The 16203-nt window shown below is 64.9% G+C and carries 14 protein-coding genes; 11 read left to right on the forward strand and 3 right to left on the reverse strand.

The annotated features are described in order from the left end of the window. The first annotated feature begins 32 nt into the window (after positions 1-32). From F3J19_RS10345 to F3J19_RS10390, 10 genes are all read left to right on the forward strand, one after another. Positions 33-569 (forward strand): VOC family protein, encoded by a 537-nt coding sequence (locus F3J19_RS10345; protein ID WP_167040482.1) that lies wholly within the window; start codon positions 33-35, stop codon positions 567-569. Continuing rightward, positions 566-1921 (forward strand): fumarylacetoacetase, encoded by a 1356-nt coding sequence (gene fahA / locus F3J19_RS10350; RefSeq protein WP_167040391.1) that lies wholly within the window; start codon positions 566-568, stop codon positions 1919-1921. Before F3J19_RS10345 ends, fahA begins: the two co-directional genes overlap by 4 nt. 3 nt (positions 1922-1924) lie before the next feature. Then, positions 1925-2689, forward strand: coding sequence for an alpha/beta hydrolase (locus tag F3J19_RS10355; RefSeq protein WP_167040393.1), 765 nt, complete (start codon positions 1925-1927; stop codon positions 2687-2689). Between the two features lie 111 nt (positions 2690-2800). After that, positions 2801-3604, forward strand: coding sequence for a xanthine dehydrogenase family protein subunit M (locus F3J19_RS10360; RefSeq protein WP_167040395.1), 804 nt, complete (start codon positions 2801-2803; stop codon positions 3602-3604). 27 nt (positions 3605-3631) lie between these two features. Then, positions 3632-4093, forward strand: a complete 462-nt coding sequence (locus tag F3J19_RS10365; RefSeq protein ID WP_167040397.1) for a carbon monoxide dehydrogenase subunit G — start codon at positions 3632-3634, stop codon at positions 4091-4093. 33 nt (positions 4094-4126) lie between these two features. After that, positions 4127-4636 carry a (2Fe-2S)-binding protein gene (locus F3J19_RS10370; protein ID WP_167040399.1) on the forward strand — a complete coding sequence of 170 codons (510 nt, stop codon included), beginning with the start codon at positions 4127-4129 and terminating at the stop codon, positions 4634-4636. Continuing rightward, positions 4633-6984 carry a xanthine dehydrogenase family protein molybdopterin-binding subunit gene (locus F3J19_RS10375; protein WP_167040400.1) on the forward strand — a complete coding sequence of 784 codons (2352 nt, stop codon included), beginning with the start codon at positions 4633-4635 and terminating at the stop codon, positions 6982-6984. The genes F3J19_RS10370 and F3J19_RS10375 overlap by 4 nt, the downstream gene beginning before the upstream one ends. Beyond that, complete coding sequence (locus F3J19_RS10380) at positions 6974-7699, forward strand: enoyl-CoA hydratase/isomerase family protein (protein WP_167040402.1); 726 nt, start codon at positions 6974-6976, stop codon at positions 7697-7699. The genes F3J19_RS10375 and F3J19_RS10380 overlap by 11 nt, the downstream gene beginning before the upstream one ends. 45 nt (positions 7700-7744) lie before the next feature. Continuing rightward, complete coding sequence (locus tag F3J19_RS10385) at positions 7745-9310, forward strand: UbiD family decarboxylase (RefSeq protein WP_167040404.1); 1566 nt, start codon at positions 7745-7747, stop codon at positions 9308-9310. 225 nt (positions 9311-9535) lie between these two features. Further along, positions 9536-10471: a LysR family transcriptional regulator gene (locus F3J19_RS10390; RefSeq protein ID WP_167040405.1), complete on the forward strand. Its 936-nt coding sequence runs from the start codon at positions 9536-9538 to the stop codon at positions 10469-10471. 117 nt (positions 10472-10588) lie between these two features. Here the strand turns inward: F3J19_RS10390 and F3J19_RS10395 are convergent, their stop codons facing one another. Continuing rightward, entirely contained in the window at positions 10589-11617 is a 1029-nt protein-coding gene (locus F3J19_RS10395) for an XdhC family protein (RefSeq protein WP_167040407.1), read from the reverse strand. A gap of 231 nt (positions 11618-11848) precedes the next feature. Further along, a complete protein-coding gene (locus F3J19_RS10400; RefSeq protein WP_167040409.1) occupies positions 11849-13456 on the reverse strand; it encodes a hypothetical protein in 1608 nt (535 codons plus the stop codon). A gap of 1262 nt (positions 13457-14718) precedes the next feature. Here F3J19_RS10400 and F3J19_RS10405 point away from each other — a divergent pair. Further along, entirely contained in the window at positions 14719-15939 is a 1221-nt protein-coding gene (locus tag F3J19_RS10405; RefSeq protein ID WP_167040411.1) for a transglycosylase SLT domain-containing protein, read from the forward strand. Here the strand turns inward: F3J19_RS10405 and F3J19_RS10410 are convergent. Beyond that, positions 15929-16153 (reverse strand): hypothetical protein, encoded by a 225-nt coding sequence (locus F3J19_RS10410; protein WP_167040413.1) that lies wholly within the window; start codon positions 16151-16153, stop codon positions 15929-15931. The two genes, F3J19_RS10405 and F3J19_RS10410, sit on opposite strands and share 11 nt — an antisense overlap. Between the last annotated feature and the right edge of the window lie 50 nt (positions 16154-16203).

The following is a 16203-nucleotide window of genomic DNA, read 5'->3' on the forward strand; positions in this document are numbered from 1 at the left end:
ACGACCCCGCCCAACAAGGAGACACCGTGTCCATCGCCCCTACTCGCCCGGCGCCCGTGCTCGGCCTGCATCACTTCGCCTGGCGCTGCCGCGACGCCGAGGAAACGCGTCACTTCTACGAAGACCTCCTCGGCCTGCCGCTCGTCCATGTGATCCGGCTCGACCACGTGCCGAGCACGGGCGAATACTGCCCTTACGTGCACCTGTTCTTCGAAATGGCCGACGGCTCGAACATCGCCTTCTTCGATCTCGGCGACGCCACGGCCGCGCTGCCGTCGCCGAACACGCCCGCGTGGGTCAATCACATCGCCCTGCGGCTCGGCGCGCCCGAACAGCTCGAAGCGATGAAGGCGCGCCTGCTCGAGCACGGCATCGACGTGCTCGGCGTGACCGACCATCACTTCGTTCGCTCGATCTACTTTTTCGATCCGAACGGCTTGCGTGTCGAACTGACGGTGCCCGTCGCGCCCGCCGAGGAACTGGCAGGCTATAGAATGCGGGCCCGGCCGGCGCTCGACGCCTGGACCGCTGAAAAGAACCAGGCCGTTCCGGAGACACGCGGCGCATGAGCACGCTCAATTTCACGCATGATCCGGCGCGGCGCAGCTGGATCGAATCGGCGAATGCCGCCGACACCGATTTCCCGATCCAGAATCTGCCGTTCGGCACGTTCGAGCGCGACGGCGAACAGCGCACCGGCGTCGCGATCGGCGATCGTGTCGTCGATCTGCGCGCACTGCAGCGTATGGCGCTGCTCGACGGCGACGCGGCGCTTGCCTGCGCATCCGCCAGCGAGGCGACGCTCAACGCATTGATGGCGCTCGACGCCCGCCATGCGAGCGCCCTGCGCGGCGCATTGTCGAACCTGCTGAAACACGACGCACTCGCGCGTGCGCGGCTCGAAGCGTCGCTCGATGCGGTGCTGCCGCGCATGAGCGAGGTGACGCCGGCGCTGCCTTGCACGATCGGCGACTACACGGACTTTCTGACCTCGTTGCATCACACCGAGCGCCACGGCCGCTACAAGGGCCTCGCCGTGCCGCTGCCGCCCGCCTTCAAGTCGCTGCCGATCGCCTATCACGGCCGCGCGTCGTCGCTGCGCGCGAGCGGCGGCGAGGTACGGCGGCCGCACGGCCAGTATCGCGACGCGCACGGCAACGTGTGCTTCGGGCCCGCGCCGATGCTCGACTTCGAACTCGAACTGGCCGCCGTGATCGGACGCGGCAACGCACTGACGCAACCCATTCCGGTCGACGAGGCACGCGCGCATATTTTCGGCTACTGCCTGCTCAACGACTGGTCGGCCAAGAGCATTCAATGGTTCGAGCAGGTGCTCGGACCGTTCCTCGGCAAGAGTTTTCATTCGAGCGTGTCGCCGTGGATCGTCACCGAGGAAGCGCTCGCGCCGTTTCGCAAGGCCCCGCCTCGGCGCGCGGCCGACGACCCCGCGATCCTGCCGCATCTTCACGGCGCACAGGACCAGCAGCACGGCGGCCTGCATCTCGAACTGTTCGCGCATCTGTCGACGGCGGCCATGCGCCGCGAGCGCATCACGGCGGCGCGCATCACGCAGACTCACCTCGACAATCTGTACTGGACGTTCGCGCAGATGGTCGCGCATCACACGAGCAACGGCTGCAATCTGCGCACGGGCGACCTGCTCGGCAGCGGCACGATTTCAGGCGCGAGCGATGCCGCGCGCGCCTGCCTGACCGAACTGAGCGAAGCGGGCAAGCAGCCCATCGCGCTGCCGGGCGGCGAATCGCGCATCGAACTCGAAGACGGCGACGAGATCGTGCTGAGCGCGCGCGCGAGCGCACCGGGCGCCGTATCGATCGGCTTCGGCGAATGCCGCGGACGCATCGCGCCGGCCTTGCCCTACCCTCAACCGGCAGACGCCGCCGCGCACGGAGCGCACTGAATCATGACGACGCTCAACGGTTTCACGCAATTCGGCGACGGTCCGCATAAAGTCATCGTGCTGAACGGCTGGTTCGGCAGCTCGGTCGACTGGCACGCGCTCACGCCGGCACTCGATCCCGAGCGCTTCGGCTACGCGTTCTTCGACTATCGCGGCTACGGGCTGTCGCGCGAGATCGACGGTGCCTTTAGCTTCGACGAAGTCGCCGGCGACGTGCTCGCGCTCGCCGATCATCTCGGCTGGCCGCGCTTCAGCCTGATCGGCCATTCGATGGGCGGCATGGCGATGCAGCGCGTCCTGCTCGCCGCGCCGGAACGCATCGTGAAGATGGCCGGCGTATCGGCGGTACCCGCGTGCGGCTCGCGCATGGACGACACGCGTCTCGCGATGTTTTCCGCCGCCGTTGACGACGTCGCGAAGCGCGCGGGCATCATCCACTTTTCGACGGGCAGCCGGCACGCGGCGCGCTGGAGCGCCAATCTCGCCCAGCAATCGCAACGCGAGTCGCGGCGCGAAGCGTTCGCCGCCTATCTGCCGCACTGGGCCACCGGCGACTTCGCCGCGCAGATCGAGGGCAACCCGACGCCCGTGAAGCTGTTCGTCGGCGAACACGATCCGGCCATCACCGTGGACCTGATGACGCGCACGTGGCTGAAGTGGTATCCCAACGCCACGTTGGAAAGCTTGCCCAATGCGGGACACTATGCGATGTACGAAGTGCCGGTGGCACTCGCCACCGCACTGGAGAACTGGCTCGCCGAGCCCTAACGAACGAACCAACGAACCAACGGACCGCCCATGCGGCAGTCAGGCATGCCCGTACGGACGCAGCGACGAACTGACGGACCAACGAACGACGGGCATGCCGCAGGAGACACTATGTACGACACCACCTATCTGCGCGCGACCTCGCTGGCCGAGGCGGTCGGCTGGCTGCGCGAGCATGACGAAGCGCGGCCGCTATCGGGCGGCATGACCCTGATTCCCACGCTCAAGCAGCGCCTCGCGGCACCGTCGCATCTGATCGATCTCACGCGGATCGACGCGCTGCGCGGCATCGAGGTGCGCGGCGACGTCCTGCGCATCGGCGCGCTGACGAAGCACGCCGAAGTGGCGGGTTCGAACGTCGTGCGCGAGGCGATTCCAGCGCTCGCTCATCTGGCGAGCCTGATCGCCGATCCGCAGGTGCGCAACCGCGGCACGATGGGCGGCTCGGTCGCCAACAACGATCCCGCCGCTGACTACCCCGCCGCCGTACTCGGACTGAACGCACACGTCGTCACCTCGTCGCAGCGGCGCATTCCCGCCGACGCGTTTTTCATCGACACGTTCGAGACCGCGCTCGCCGCCGACGAACTGATCGTCGCGATCGAGCTGGCGATTCCACGCCGGGCCGCCTATGCGAAGTACCGGCATCCGGCGTCCGGCTACGCGGTGGCCGGCGTGTTCATCGCGCAGTACGACGACGCGATGCGCGTCGCCGTGACCGGCGCGGGCGCCTCGGTGTTCCGCTGGTTCGACGCCGAGACCGCGTTGCAGCAGAACCTGGCGCCCGCGGCACTCGAACCACTGTCCGTCGAGCGCGACACGCTGCCCGACGACGACAACGCGTCCGCGCCGTATCGCGCGCATCTGATCGAAACTTATACCCGCCGCGCATTGCAGGCGCTGCTCGCGTCGTAACGGCGCGCGCTCATCGAGGAGACAAGGATGGAATTCACCGGATCGCAAACCATCGCGGCATCGCGCGAACAGGTATGGCAAGGACTCAACGACGCAGCCGTGTTGCAGGAATGCGTGCCTGGATGCGAGTCGTTCGAGGCCGATAGCGAAGACCAGTACAAGGCGGTCGTGGTGGCATCGGTCGGGCCCGTGAAGGCGCGCTTCAAGGGCACACTCGAACTGTCGGAACGCGACGCGCCGAACGGCTACCGGATCGTCGGCCAGGGCGAAGGCGGCATCGCGGGCTTCGGCAAGATGACCGCCACCGTGACGCTCGCCGATGCCGAGGACGGCACGCTTCTGACCTACGTGGCCGAAGCGCAGGTCGGCGGCAAGCTGGCCCAGATCGGCTCGCGCCTCGTCACCTCGGTGGCGAACAAGCTCGCCGCCGAATTCTTCAAGCGTTTCAACGCGACGATGAGCGCGGCCAGCCAGAACGCCGGCCAATGAGCGCTCCTCAAGCACAGGAAACACAGGTGAACCATGGTTGAAGTCCAATTGCAGGTCAACGGCGCGGACGTCCGGCACGAGGTGCCCGACAACACGCTGCTGGTCGAATTCCTGCGCGAGCACTTGCGCCTGACCGGCACGCACGTCGGTTGCGATACGAGCCAGTGCGGCGCGTGCACGGTCCATCTCGACGGTCATGCGGTCAAGTCCTGCACCGTGCTCGCCGCACAGGCGAGCGGCGGGCAGGTCGTTACGGTGGAAGGTCTCAACGCGCAGTGCGGCGGCAAGCTGCACCCGGTGCAGAACGCCTTCGTTCAATGCCACGGCCTGCAATGCGGCTTCTGCACGCCGGGCATGATCATGGCGAGCGCGTTCTATCTGCGCGAGGAACCGGCTCTCGACCAGGCGAGCATCAGCCACGCGCTGGAAGGCAATATCTGCCGTTGCACCGGTTACGTGAACATCATCGAGGCGGTTCGTCACGCGGCGCGCGAGATGTACCCCGATGCGCCGTTCGCGCGTACGGAGGCACACCCGTCATGATCGGCAAACCGATACCTCGCGTCGAAGACCAGCGCTTCGTCACCGGCAACGGCCAGTACACCGACGATATCCACGTCGACGGACAGCTGCACGCGGCGTTTCTGCGCTCGCCGCACGCGCACGCGGTGCTGCGTTCGATCGACACCAGCGCGGCGAGCGAAGCGCCCGGCGTGATCGCGGTGCTGGTCGGCCAGCAGTATCTCGACGACGGCTTCCAGGGCATCGACCATGTACCGAATCCCGTCGATGCGGTCGACGCGACGAAGAAGGCCTTCCTCACCTCGCTGACGGGCTCCATCTTCAACCAGCTTCATCTGCCGCTGCCAGTCGATCGCGTGCGCTACGTCGGCGAGGCGATCGCCATGGTGATCGCGCAAACGCCGCAGCAGGCGCGCAACGCATCGGAGCTGATCGAGGTCGATTACGACCCGCTCGACGCCGTCATCAACGGCCACGACGCGCTGCGGCCCGAGGCGCCGCAACTGTGGGACGGGGCCCCCGGCAACCTCTGCTTCCAGACGCAGATCGGCGAGCGCAACGCGGCCCGCGAGATCATCGCGCGGGCCGATCACGTGGTACAGCGCGAGTTCCATCACAGCCGGCTCGTCAATTGCCAGATGGAGCCGCGCAGCGCAATCGGCGCTTACGACGCGGCCACGGATGCCTACACGCTGATCTCCGGCAGCCAGGGCGCCGTGCGCCAGCAACTGTGCCTCGCCGCCGCGCTGAAGGTGCCCACCGCGCGCCTGCGCGTGGTGTGTCCGGATACGGGCGGCGGCTTCGGGCCGCGTTCGTTCGTCTACGTCGAGCAGTTGGCCGTGCTATGGGCCGCGCGCCGCATCGGGCGGCCGGTCAAATGGACCAGCGATCGCAGCGAAGCCTTCCTCGCCGATTACCAGGGACGCGATGCGATCATTCGCTCGACGATCGGCTTTTCGAAAGACGGCCGCATACTCGCCATCGACAACGAATGGATCGGCAACGTCGGCGCGCACACGGTCTCCTATGTGCCGATGTCGAACGGCACGCGCATCATGACGACCGTCTACGATGTGCCGGTCGCCGCCGTGCACGTGAGCGCGGTGCTGAGCAACACGGTGCCGACGGCGCCGTATCGCGGCGCGGGCCGTCCCGAGGCGACGCATGTGATCGAGCGCATGCTCGATCTCGCCGCGGCCGAACTGCGCATCGACCGCGCGGAAATCCGCCGCCGCAATCTCGTGCCGCACGACAAGCTGCCCTATCGCAGTCCGATGGGCCTCACGTACGACAGCGGCGACTTCGCGCGCAACATGGCGCGCGCATTGACGCTCGCGCAATGGGACAGCTTCGAGGCACGCCGCGCGCAGTCGCGCGCGAACGGACGGCTGCGCGGCATCGGGCTTGCCAACTACATCGAGTCGCCGGTCGGCGCGCCGCGCGAGCGCATCGAGCTGACCGTGCGCACGGACGGCAGCGTCGATATCGTGTCGGGCACGCAATCGACGGGCCAGGGCCACGAGACCACCTTTGCGCAGGTGATCGCGCATCATCTCGGCGTACCGATGGAAGCCGTCAAGCTGCGCACCGGCGACACCGCGTTCGTGAGCGTCGGCGGCGGCAGCCACTCCGACCGCACGATGCGGCTGGGCGGCATGCTGCTCGTCGATACCGCGCAGCAGATCATCGCCATCGGCAAGCAGGTGGCCGCAACGCTGCTCGACGCGGACGCCGCCGGCATTGCCTTCGCCGACGCCCACTTCACGGCGCCGGCCGGCGGCAAACGGGCGAGTCTCGCCGACATCGCCCGGCACGTCGCGCAGCACGGACTGCCCGGCGACCCGTCGCTCAGAAAGCTGTACGCCTGCGCGGAGGTCAACACGCGCGTGCCCGCGCATCCGACCGGCGCGGCCGTCTGCGAACTCGAGGTGGACCCCGACACCGGCATCGTGCAACTCGTCAACTACACCTCGGTCGACGACGTCGGCCAGCCGATCAACCCGCTGATCGTCGAGGGCCAGGTGCACGGCGGTCTCGCGCAGGGAATCGGCCAGGCGCTGTCCGAAGGCTTCTACGTGGACCGCGAGACGGGACAGGTGCTGACCGGCTCGTATATGGACTACGGCATGCCGCGCGCCGGCGTGATCCCGCCGCTCAACGTCGAGCTGACGGAAGACCCGACCCACGGCAATCCGCTGCGCGTCAAAGGCGGCGGAGAAAGCGGCATCACGCCGGCCACGGCGACGATCTTCAACGCGCTGGCCGACGCGCTCCAGGAACACGGCAGCGACGAACTCGCGATGCCGGCCACGCCGAAGGTCATCTGGGAATACATTCATCGCGCACAAGGAGGCGCTCATGTCGACTGAATCCATCGCTATTCGCCGTGAAGGGGCGCTGCTCGAAGTGGTGCTCGACAGGCCCGGGAACGGCAACCTGATCGACCAGGCGATGAGCGAGGCGATCATCGCCGCCGTCACCACGCTCGACGACGAGACCAGGCTCGTGCGCATCGTCAGCAGCGGCAAGGACTTCTGCAAGGGACGCCAGTCGCCGATGCCGCCCGCCGGCGCGAAGCCGTCGGCGGAAACCTTGCGCCGCGTGGTCGCGGCTCCGCCGCTCGCGCTCTACGACGCGCTGAAGGCCGTGCGCGTGCCGGTCGTGGCCGTCGTGCGCGGCGAGGCGATCGGCGTGGGCTGCGCGCTCGCGGGGGTCTGCGACGTCGCGCTCGCCGCCGACGACGCGGTCTTCCAGATTCCCGAAATGGAACGCGACATTCCGCCGACGCTCGTGATGTCGGCGCTGATCGGCCGCGTGCCCGTCAAGACGGTGGCGCATATGGTGTTGAGCCGCGCGCGGCTCTCCGCGCAGGAAGCGCTGACGGCGGGGCTCGTGAGCCGCGTCGTCGCGGCCGCCGCGCTCGACGCCGAAGCCACCGCGCTGACCGAAACGCTGCTCGGCTGCAGCGCGGTCACGCTGCGCGCCGTCAAGCAGTTCCTGCAGCTCGCGCCGGACATGTCCGACGCGGGTTCGAGCGGCTTTGCCGCCCACCTGGCGGCCACCGCGCTGTCGGCACGCTTCTGAGCGCTGCCGATCTCCACGCGCCCTCTCGCGCACAAGGACACGACATTGAGACCCAAGACCCTCATCGCTTCAACCGCGCAAGGCGCGGAGCTGCCCGACCTCGAACGCTTCCGGCTGCGGCGTTTTCTCGAATCGCTCGACGCGACGGAACTCGAACGCCATGACGAACCGGTCGATCTCGCCGACGTCGCCGGCATCATGGAAGGCAATCCGCGCGCGGTCTGGTTCGCGCAACCGTCGGGCGGCGCTGTCTCGCTGGCGGGCAGCGTGGCCGCGAGCCGCTCGCGCCTCGCCCAGGCATTCGACACGACGCCCGGAGGGCTGCTCGAAACCGTGCGCGACCGTCTGCGCACCAAAGGCAAGCTCGTCGAGGTGAGCCGCGCACAGGCGCCCGTGCAGCAGGTCGTGCTGACCGGCGACGACTGCGATTTCACGGCGCTGCCCGTGCATCTGCAACACGATCTGGACGGCGCGCCGTATATTTCGGCGTCGATCGATTTCGCCGTCGATCCCGACACGGGCTGGACCAATGTCGGCATTCGCCGGCTGATGCTGCGCGGGCGCCGTACCGCGGGCATCGACCTCGTGGCGCCGTCCGATCTGCGCGCGATCTCGATGGCCCATTCGAAGCGCGGCGAGCGTCTGCCGATCGCCTTCGCGGTCGGCACACACCCGATCGACCACGTCGGCGCGACCATGCGCATTCCCGCCGACGAACTGGAACTCGTCGCGGCATTGCGCGGCGCGCCGCTCGGCGTCGTCAAATGCGTGACCAACGATCTGCTCGTGCCGGCCGACGCGGAATTCATTCTCGAAGGCTATCTCGACGAGCGCGGCCACGCGGAACCCGAAGGACCGTATGGCGAGTTTCTCGGCTACTACGGCGGCATCAAGACGAACCCGGTCTTTCATCTGACGGCCATCACGCATCGCCAGGACGCCGTGTTCCAGACCTGCACGATCGGCGGGCGCACGATGGCGCGTACCGATACGGCGCAACTGGCCGCGCTGCGCACCGAAGTGACGGTATGGCGCGCGCTCGAAACGGCCGTGCGCGAAATCCGGGCGGTGTATGCGAGCCCGGCCACGGGCGGCATGTTCAACGTGCGCGTCGCGATGCAGCAGCGCGTGCCCGGCGAAGCGCACAACGCGATCGCCGCCGTGTTCGCGTCGCTCGCCAACGTCAAGCACGTCTTCGTGGTCGATCCCGACATCGATATCTTTTCCGACGAACAGATGGATTGGGCGCTCGCCACGCGCTTCCAGGCCGATCGCGATCTCGTGATGCACAGCGGCATGCGCGCGATGCCGCTCGATCCGTCGCTGGCCGGTGCCGCTGTGACGGCCAAAGTCGGCTTCGATCTGACGCTGCCGCTGCTGCGCCCGGGCGAACAGCGCAATCTCGAACATCGCGTGCCGACGCCGCCCGCGCTCACGGGCACGCGCTTCGATTCGCTCGAAGCCGCGCTGGAACACGGCCCCAAGCGCTTCACCGAACTGATGTCGGCAACGGGAACCCGCGACGGCCGCGAAGTCGTGCGCTGGCTCGAAGATACCGGCGCGAGGCGCGCGATCGTCCGCGACGAGGAAGGGCGGTATGCGTTTGCGTGAGCGGGGGTGAGTCTGCGGGAGCCGGGTCATGTCCCTCGGGTCATGACTCCCGGCTCATGACCCGGCTCGCCCGGCACCGCGACGCGGCGGCGGTTGCGCCACGCCCGAGCGCCGCGTCGCGGCACACGCCTGCCGCGAGTCGGGTGTTGTCCCGGTCGCGGATAACCCTGCGCGGCGATAAAATCCAGGCAGCCCTATCGTGCCCTGCTTCAAGGATCGCCGCAGATGAATCTCTCCCTCAAACAACTCAAGGTCTTTCTCGGCGTGGCGAACGCATCGAGCTTCACGAAGACCGCGCAAAGCATGCACCTGAGTCAGGCAGCGCTGAGCGCGATCATCCGCGAGCTCGAAACGCAGCTCAATTGCCGGTTGTTCGAGCGCACCACGCGCACTGTCGCATTGACGGAAGCGGGCCGGCTGTTCTATCCGACGGCGATGAAAATCGTCGAGACGCTCGAGAAGTCCGTGGTCGAACTCAACGAGCTGGGCCGGCAAAAGAAGGCATCGCTGCTGCTCGGCTGCACGCCGATGATCGGCGCGAGCCTGATGCCGCAAGTGCTGGCGCGTTTCGCCGAGATCGAGCCGCACGCGCAGATCGAACTCGTCGACCGGCCACCCAGCGAGTTGCTGAAGATGGTCGAGGAAGGCGATCTCGACGCGGCGTTCGGGATCTTCTTCTCGCAACTGTCCGGCATCGATCGCGTGCCGATTTTTCCGACCCGGCTCGTCGTCGTGTCGTCGGCGCTTCATGGTGCGAACGGCATCGGCAACGTGCCGCGCGATGGCGTGCCGTGGCGCGCGCTCGAAGGGTTGCCGCTCATCACGCTGCCGAAGGACAACCCGCTGCAACGGCTGATCGAAGCATCGCTGTCGAAAGAGGACGTGACGACAGGACGGCGCACGGTCGTCGGCCATTTGCAGACCGCTATCGCCATGGCGCACGAAGGACTCGGCGTGGCGATCATGCCTTCGTTCTGCGAACATATCTGCCGTCACTATCAGGTGCGTATCGACGCGATCCGGCCGGAAGTGGAATTTTCGTTCTATCGGATCACGCGCAGCGGCCGCGATACGCTCCCCGCTCTCGATCAATTCACGCAGATGTTCGCGGCGGCGGCCCAGTTGAGTCCGCTAGCCCAGTTCACCGATCCGGTTCATTGACGCGGAGCGCCGACCCGGTTCTTCGACCCGATTCTCCGGCTCGGTGTTCCGGCTCGGCGCTCCGGACAATGCGGCTCACGCCCGGCGAGCCGCGCATGACTCAGACGCTTCGCGTCCCTATGCGAAACACGCGGGCCCCGTTTCGGCAGGCGATGCCATGCCTCGCGCCGCTTTCGCCACCGCGACCTGCGACGAGGGCGACATGGCGACGCCGTTCTTCACCGCCGTCACTTCCGCCAGAATCGATACGGCGATCTCGGGTGGTGTCCTGCTGCCGATATAAATCCCAACCGGCCCGCGCAGCCGCGCCAGTTCCGTCGCGTCGAGATCGAACTCCCCGAGCCTTTCGCGCCGTGCCGCGTTGTTGCGTCGCGAGCCCAATGCGCCGACGTAGAAAGCACGCGTTTTCAACGCTTCCATCAGCGCGAGATCGTCGAGCTTCGGATCATGCGTGAGCGCGATCACCGCACAACGTTCGTCGAGCTTCATGTCGAGCACGGCATCGTCGGGCATCGAACGGATCAGCGTGGTGCCGGGCAGATTCCATGCTTCCGTGTACTCTTCACGCGGATCGCACACCGTCACCTGATAATCGAGTCCGACCGCGATGTTGCACAGGTAGCGCGACAGTTGCCCCGCGCCGATCACGAGCATCCGGTAGCGCGGTCCGTGTATCGTCACGAGACGCTGGTCGTTGCAGTCCACGCCGTCGGTCATCCGCGCGGGGCCGAGACGCGCGGCGCCCGTTGCCATGTCGAGCGTGCGCGCCACGAGACGCCCCGACTCGACGGCATAGCACAGCTCGGCGATACCGCTCGCCTCCGTCAGCGGTTCGAGCACCAGTTGAATCGTCCCGCCGCACGGCAGGCCGAAACGATGCGCTTCGTCGGCCGTGATGCCATATTTGACGACCTCGGGCTTCGTCTGCTCGATGCCGCGCCGGCGCACGCGATCGATCAGATCGTCCTCGATGCAGCCGCCGGACACGGAGCCCACCACGGTGCCGTCGTCGCGCACCACGAGCATCGCCCCCTCGGGCCGCGGTGACGACCCCCACGTCCTGACCACCGTCACGAGCAACGCGCGATGCCCCTGTTCGAGCCATCGCGCGCTCGATTTCAATACTTCGAGATTGACACTGTCCACTAGCGATACCTGAATCGTCGTGAATCGACGACAGGTAGTTTAATGGTCGGTTTCAGCAAGGAGAAACGGGGAATATCGATCAGGCGATCGAAAATGCTGAAGAGTGGCGCCGGCTATTTGCCGATCGCGGCCAGGCAAGCCGGCACTCACCCCAGACGCAGCCGCCCTGCCCTTGACACCGGGCAGCATCGGCTGCGAATGGGGCACACTGCCTGCACCTGCACGCGCCGATCAGTTGTCCGGATGATTCGCCGTGAAGCTCGTAAATGCACTGTAGGCCGGATTCAGCGGAGAACCGTTGAGCATGATGCCGTACGTCTCGTCGCCGCTATCGAGCACGTAGTACATCACGGCCTGGATATTGTGCGTCTTGCGGTTCTGATAGAACTCGCCGAGCTGCGTCGTGATGTAGTTCGCACGATAAGTCTCGGTTTGCTCCGGCCCCGTGTTCCATTCGCTGATGATGAACGGCACGCCATAGCGGGCCTTGCAGTAGATCGGCAGATCGAAGCCCGGACCCGCGCCGTCCGTGCCGATGGAAAACGCATCGCCATACACCTCGTAGTTGTGCCACGTGGTGATGTCCCAGCGCACGGTCGGATAGCCGCCGCTGCCATCGGGCTGCATGCCGTCCCACAACGCATCCGCGGCGCCGACATCGGCCACGCAAAAGTTGATGGCGCATTGCGCGGACGGCTGCACCGACTTCACGCCGTCGATCATGCCGCGCATCACGCCGCGCATCACCGGCCAGTTCGCGTTGTTGAAGTCGGATGCTTTCGTCCCGGCATAGGTGAAGCTGACCACGGTCGCGTTCTGTCTCGTCAGCTCGTTGCCGCATTCGTAGAGGGTCACGCCATACGGCTTCAGTGCGCTGGCGATCGTCCGGGCCACCGTGTAGCCCTGGCTATAAGCCGCCGACTCGCCATTCAGCAGATTGTTGTTGGCGTCGTACACCCCCTGATTGATCATCACGAGCAACGTGATGCCGGCCGACTGAAAAGCCTGCGCGAGATTGACCACCGCATTCAACTGGGTCGGATCGCTGCTGCAGCCGACGCGATAGCTGGTGCAGCCCATGCCCTTCAGAATCGACACCAGTTGTTGCGGCGTGTAGGCGTAGTCGGGGTGACCGTTCATGCCATAGAACATGCCGGGGGACTGCGTGACCGCGAGGCGCGGATCGCTGCAAGCCAGCCATTGGGCGGCGACGTCCGCATTGACGTAGTACTGGCCGCCGGTTCCGCAATGCCAAACCTTGCCGCCGTACCACAGGACGAGCGACACGTTGTACGTGTTGCCGACCGGCGAGCCGTTCCGGTAGATAGAGCCGTTGACGAGCGTCCAGATCGCGCCCGCCTTGTCGATGATGTACGGCGACGCGGGCAGCGTGGTGCCGTCGGCCGAGGTGCCGCCAAGGCGCGGATCGTTGCAGGCCACCCAGTTCGAGCCAGTCCATTGGTAGAACTGACCACCGGTTCCCTCGTGATAGATACTGCTGCCATACCACAGGACGAGCGTGACGTTATAGGTGTCCTGAGCTTTCTCGCCGTTGCGATAGACCGATCCCTGCGACAGCGTCCAGACGGCGCCGGTGTTGTCCGTGATCGACGTGGCGGGCGGAATGGATATGCTGCTCGCGGCGTCCGCGTTCGCGCGTGTCGCCGGATTAGCCGCGGTGCCGGGAGAGTTGGCAGAACCCGATGAGCCAGGAGAAGCCGAGGCATCCGAAGTCTTGCCGCTACCGTCTCCGGATGCGCCGCCACCGCCACATGCGCTCAAAAGATAGCTTGCACTGAGTGCCGTCAGGCCGCCGATAAATTGACGTCGTTTTACCATGTGGAGTAATGTCCAAGGTCGGGAAAAATCCCGATAAAAAGGCTGAAATGTATTTGCTGAGATTCGGACCGACAGTGCAAAAAGGCTTGAGGAAATAACTCGTCAACCCTTGAAAGCGCGCTGTCCTGAAGTGCTGGGAACGCACATCTCTGATGTCCGATTGGACCGGGGCTCGCGAAAACCGCTTTTCGCGATGGTCCAGATTGACAGGTGCTGGTGCGCAAGTGCTCGCGACTACAAACTCGCGAAAACTTTACCGATTACAAAGTAAAAGTGTCATTTTACGGAAAAATATTCCCATAAACGCTGCAACCGGCGTAAATCGTACCCCGAACATGCCGAGCAGCCTAGAAAAAACGACAGTTGCATCCCAAAAAGGTTATATCTTGCTCAGAATGAAAGAGCTCGCAAAGATTCGTACTATCAACAGAGGATCAGAAGTCTGATACGCGCGAAACTTTCGGACTTCGACCCTGTATAGTCGGCGGCGGACAGCGTGGATTCGAATTGAGGATCGGTCTGTTATGGCCTATTCAATGTATTTGTGTGGCGGATGGGTAGGTGCAGTAGCGAAATTCGTAATCGAATTGAATTGAAATGAGTGAAAGAAATTCGCTGCCGGTGGAAGAGGTCATTCATAGAATAGCTCTCGCATGGCCTGCGATGTTCTCTCGGCTTCCTGTCAGGTGCTCGCACTGGTTCGGGCCGCCGTCCGCCTCGATGACACCCTGAAAATTGCACCTATGACACATCGGCGAAGCACCGGGACAAGCCATAAGTCGTCCGCGAAATGACGCGCCCTTATACCGTCTATCACCACGCCATCGTGGCCGGTCTTGTCATGCTTTAAAACGAACTTTCGCAACAACGGTCGCAGGCGCCTGAGCGCTCTCGCAAGCGAGCCGAATTTCGTCCGGCCACACGAGCTCCCAGCTAGTCAGTTGTGCAATGTCGTGAAATGCCGTCATAAGGACGATCGGGAAAGCAGTAAAGAATGGCGACATTGCCATGACGGAATTCGGTTAATGTGGTCGGCGCGTCTCGGCAACGCGCTGACGGAAATTCCAGCACTCAATGCCAGATATGCGCGGCACATACTCCGCCATTTAACAATCCCTATTGTCCAGCACGATTCAGTGCCTCAATTCTTCGATAAAATCCCACTGCGGAAATCAGGTGCGAGATGAAGAATTCAAGCGAATAGAACGTGATGGACGCAGTGAATATCGCGAACTATTCCACTCGCACCGGCCAATAAAATCATGCAGCATCGAAAATTTGCCTTTCTCACCCCATGTCTGCGCTCGCGTCTGATTCAGATCGCGATGTTGTATGCGATACCCGCCATTACCCATGCCGATTGCATAGACGATGCGGCATCGTTTCAACACGTCAACGTGGGTCTCATGCGTGCCATTGCCCAGGTCGAATCGGGTACGCAAACCCACGTCATTAACCGCAACAGCGATGGAACGTTCGATATCGGACTCATGCAGATCAACAGCTCGTGGCTGCCGCGGCTCGCTCGCGAGGGCATTTCGGAGCAGAGCCTGTTCGATCCGTGTACGAATGCGTATGTGGGCGCATGGATACTCGCGGAGAATATCCGGCAGTACGGCCCGACGTGGAGCGCGATTGGCGCCTATAACGCATCGTCGCCCGAGAAGCGGCTCGCCTATGCCCGCAAGGTGTACGCCACCGCGCAATCCATCGCCAGCTCGCCGGACTCGCCCATGCCCATTCTTCCGCCGTCCTATGTTCCGCCCGAAACCTATAACCCTTTCGCGCCCCTGGAGGTCAACCAGGTCAAGATGAGCGCGCCGCGAGGTGTGCAAGCCGCACCGGCTCCGGCAACGGCGGCGTCTGCCGTTGCGCCGGCTACGCCCGGCTCCTATAACTTCGGCTGGACCATAACCGGAGCGGATGCGGCGAAACCCGTGCAGGTTTTCGACGACGGAACCAAGGTCTACGTCCAGTTCGGCGACCTGAAACACGTGCCGGCCATCTTCGCGGATACGCCACGCGGACGTGTCGTGCTGCGCTGGGAAGCGCAACCGCCCTACGCGATCATTTCGTCGCCGGAGCGCAAGCTGATCTTCCAGATCGGCTCAGCCGAAGCTATTGCACAACGGACAGCCGTTGGCGCAGCAACTGGAACGGCGACTGCGCAGGCGCAGGCCATGGCGGCATCGGCAGCCGGCGTGGTTGCTGCTTCGAAGACCGCTGCGGCGCGCGGGGCAGCCGGGGCGTCGACGGATGCACTCTGGTACATCACCACGTCGTCAACGGCCAAGACAGCCCCAATACCTGCCGCGACTTTGCCTGCGCCGCAGGCCACCATGGGGACGCCCCAGGCTTTGCCGATGAGCGCACAGCAAACGGCGCCGCAAGCAGCACAAAGGACGGACGCCAGCCATATGCCGGCATCTAAGCCACAAGTAACCGCTCCCGGGACCAGCGCCCTGTGGTATGTCACAAAGTGACCTTCCGCAGCGCGGAAACGCGGATGTGCTGCGGTGCCATCGGCCTAACGGCGTTCGCGTGACCCGGGTTACAGGAGCAACTCCACTGGCGCACATCAAGCAGCACCAGCAGCACGTCGAGCAGCAAACTGGCGTGCGCCTGAATCTGAGCCAAGCTGCGGCTGATCTGCTGCGCCGCAGGCGGGAGATGGCAAACGTCGCTGAATGGTTCCATGCGCGATTGGCGTTAGCCGAGCGGTAACGTAATGGGGAAAATCACGTCGA

The organism is Burkholderia sp. Ax-1724 (genome assembly GCF_011752995.1).
In the GTDB taxonomy this organism is placed as follows: Bacteria; Pseudomonadota; Gammaproteobacteria; order Burkholderiales; family Burkholderiaceae; genus Paraburkholderia.

Excerpts from the sequence above, each read along its gene's own strand:
- fahA (WP_167040391.1), top strand. The coding sequence starts at position 566 with ATGAGCACGCTCAATTTCACGCATGATCCGGCGCGGCGCAGCTGGATC.
- F3J19_RS10355 (WP_167040393.1), top strand. The coding sequence starts at position 1,925 with ATGACGACGCTCAACGGTTTCACGCAATTCGGCGACGGTCCGCATAAA.
- F3J19_RS10360 (WP_167040395.1), top strand. The coding sequence starts at position 2,801 with ATGTACGACACCACCTATCTGCGCGCGACCTCGCTGGCCGAGGCGGTC.
- F3J19_RS10365 (WP_167040397.1), top strand. The coding sequence starts at position 3,632 with ATGGAATTCACCGGATCGCAAACCATCGCGGCATCGCGCGAACAGGTA.
- F3J19_RS10370 (WP_167040399.1), top strand. The coding sequence starts at position 4,127 with ATGGTTGAAGTCCAATTGCAGGTCAACGGCGCGGACGTCCGGCACGAG.
- F3J19_RS10375 (WP_167040400.1), top strand. The coding sequence starts at position 4,633 with ATGATCGGCAAACCGATACCTCGCGTCGAAGACCAGCGCTTCGTCACC.
- F3J19_RS10380 (WP_167040402.1), top strand. The coding sequence starts at position 6,974 with ATGTCGACTGAATCCATCGCTATTCGCCGTGAAGGGGCGCTGCTCGAA.
- F3J19_RS10390 (WP_167040405.1), top strand. The coding sequence starts at position 9,536 with ATGAATCTCTCCCTCAAACAACTCAAGGTCTTTCTCGGCGTGGCGAAC.
- F3J19_RS10400 (WP_167040409.1), bottom strand. The coding sequence starts at position 13,456 with ATGGTAAAACGACGTCAATTTATCGGCGGCCTGACGGCACTCAGTGCA.
- F3J19_RS10405 (WP_167040411.1), top strand. The coding sequence starts at position 14,719 with ATGCAGCATCGAAAATTTGCCTTTCTCACCCCATGTCTGCGCTCGCGT.
- F3J19_RS10410 (WP_167040413.1), bottom strand. The coding sequence starts at position 16,153 with ATGGAACCATTCAGCGACGTTTGCCATCTCCCGCCTGCGGCGCAGCAG.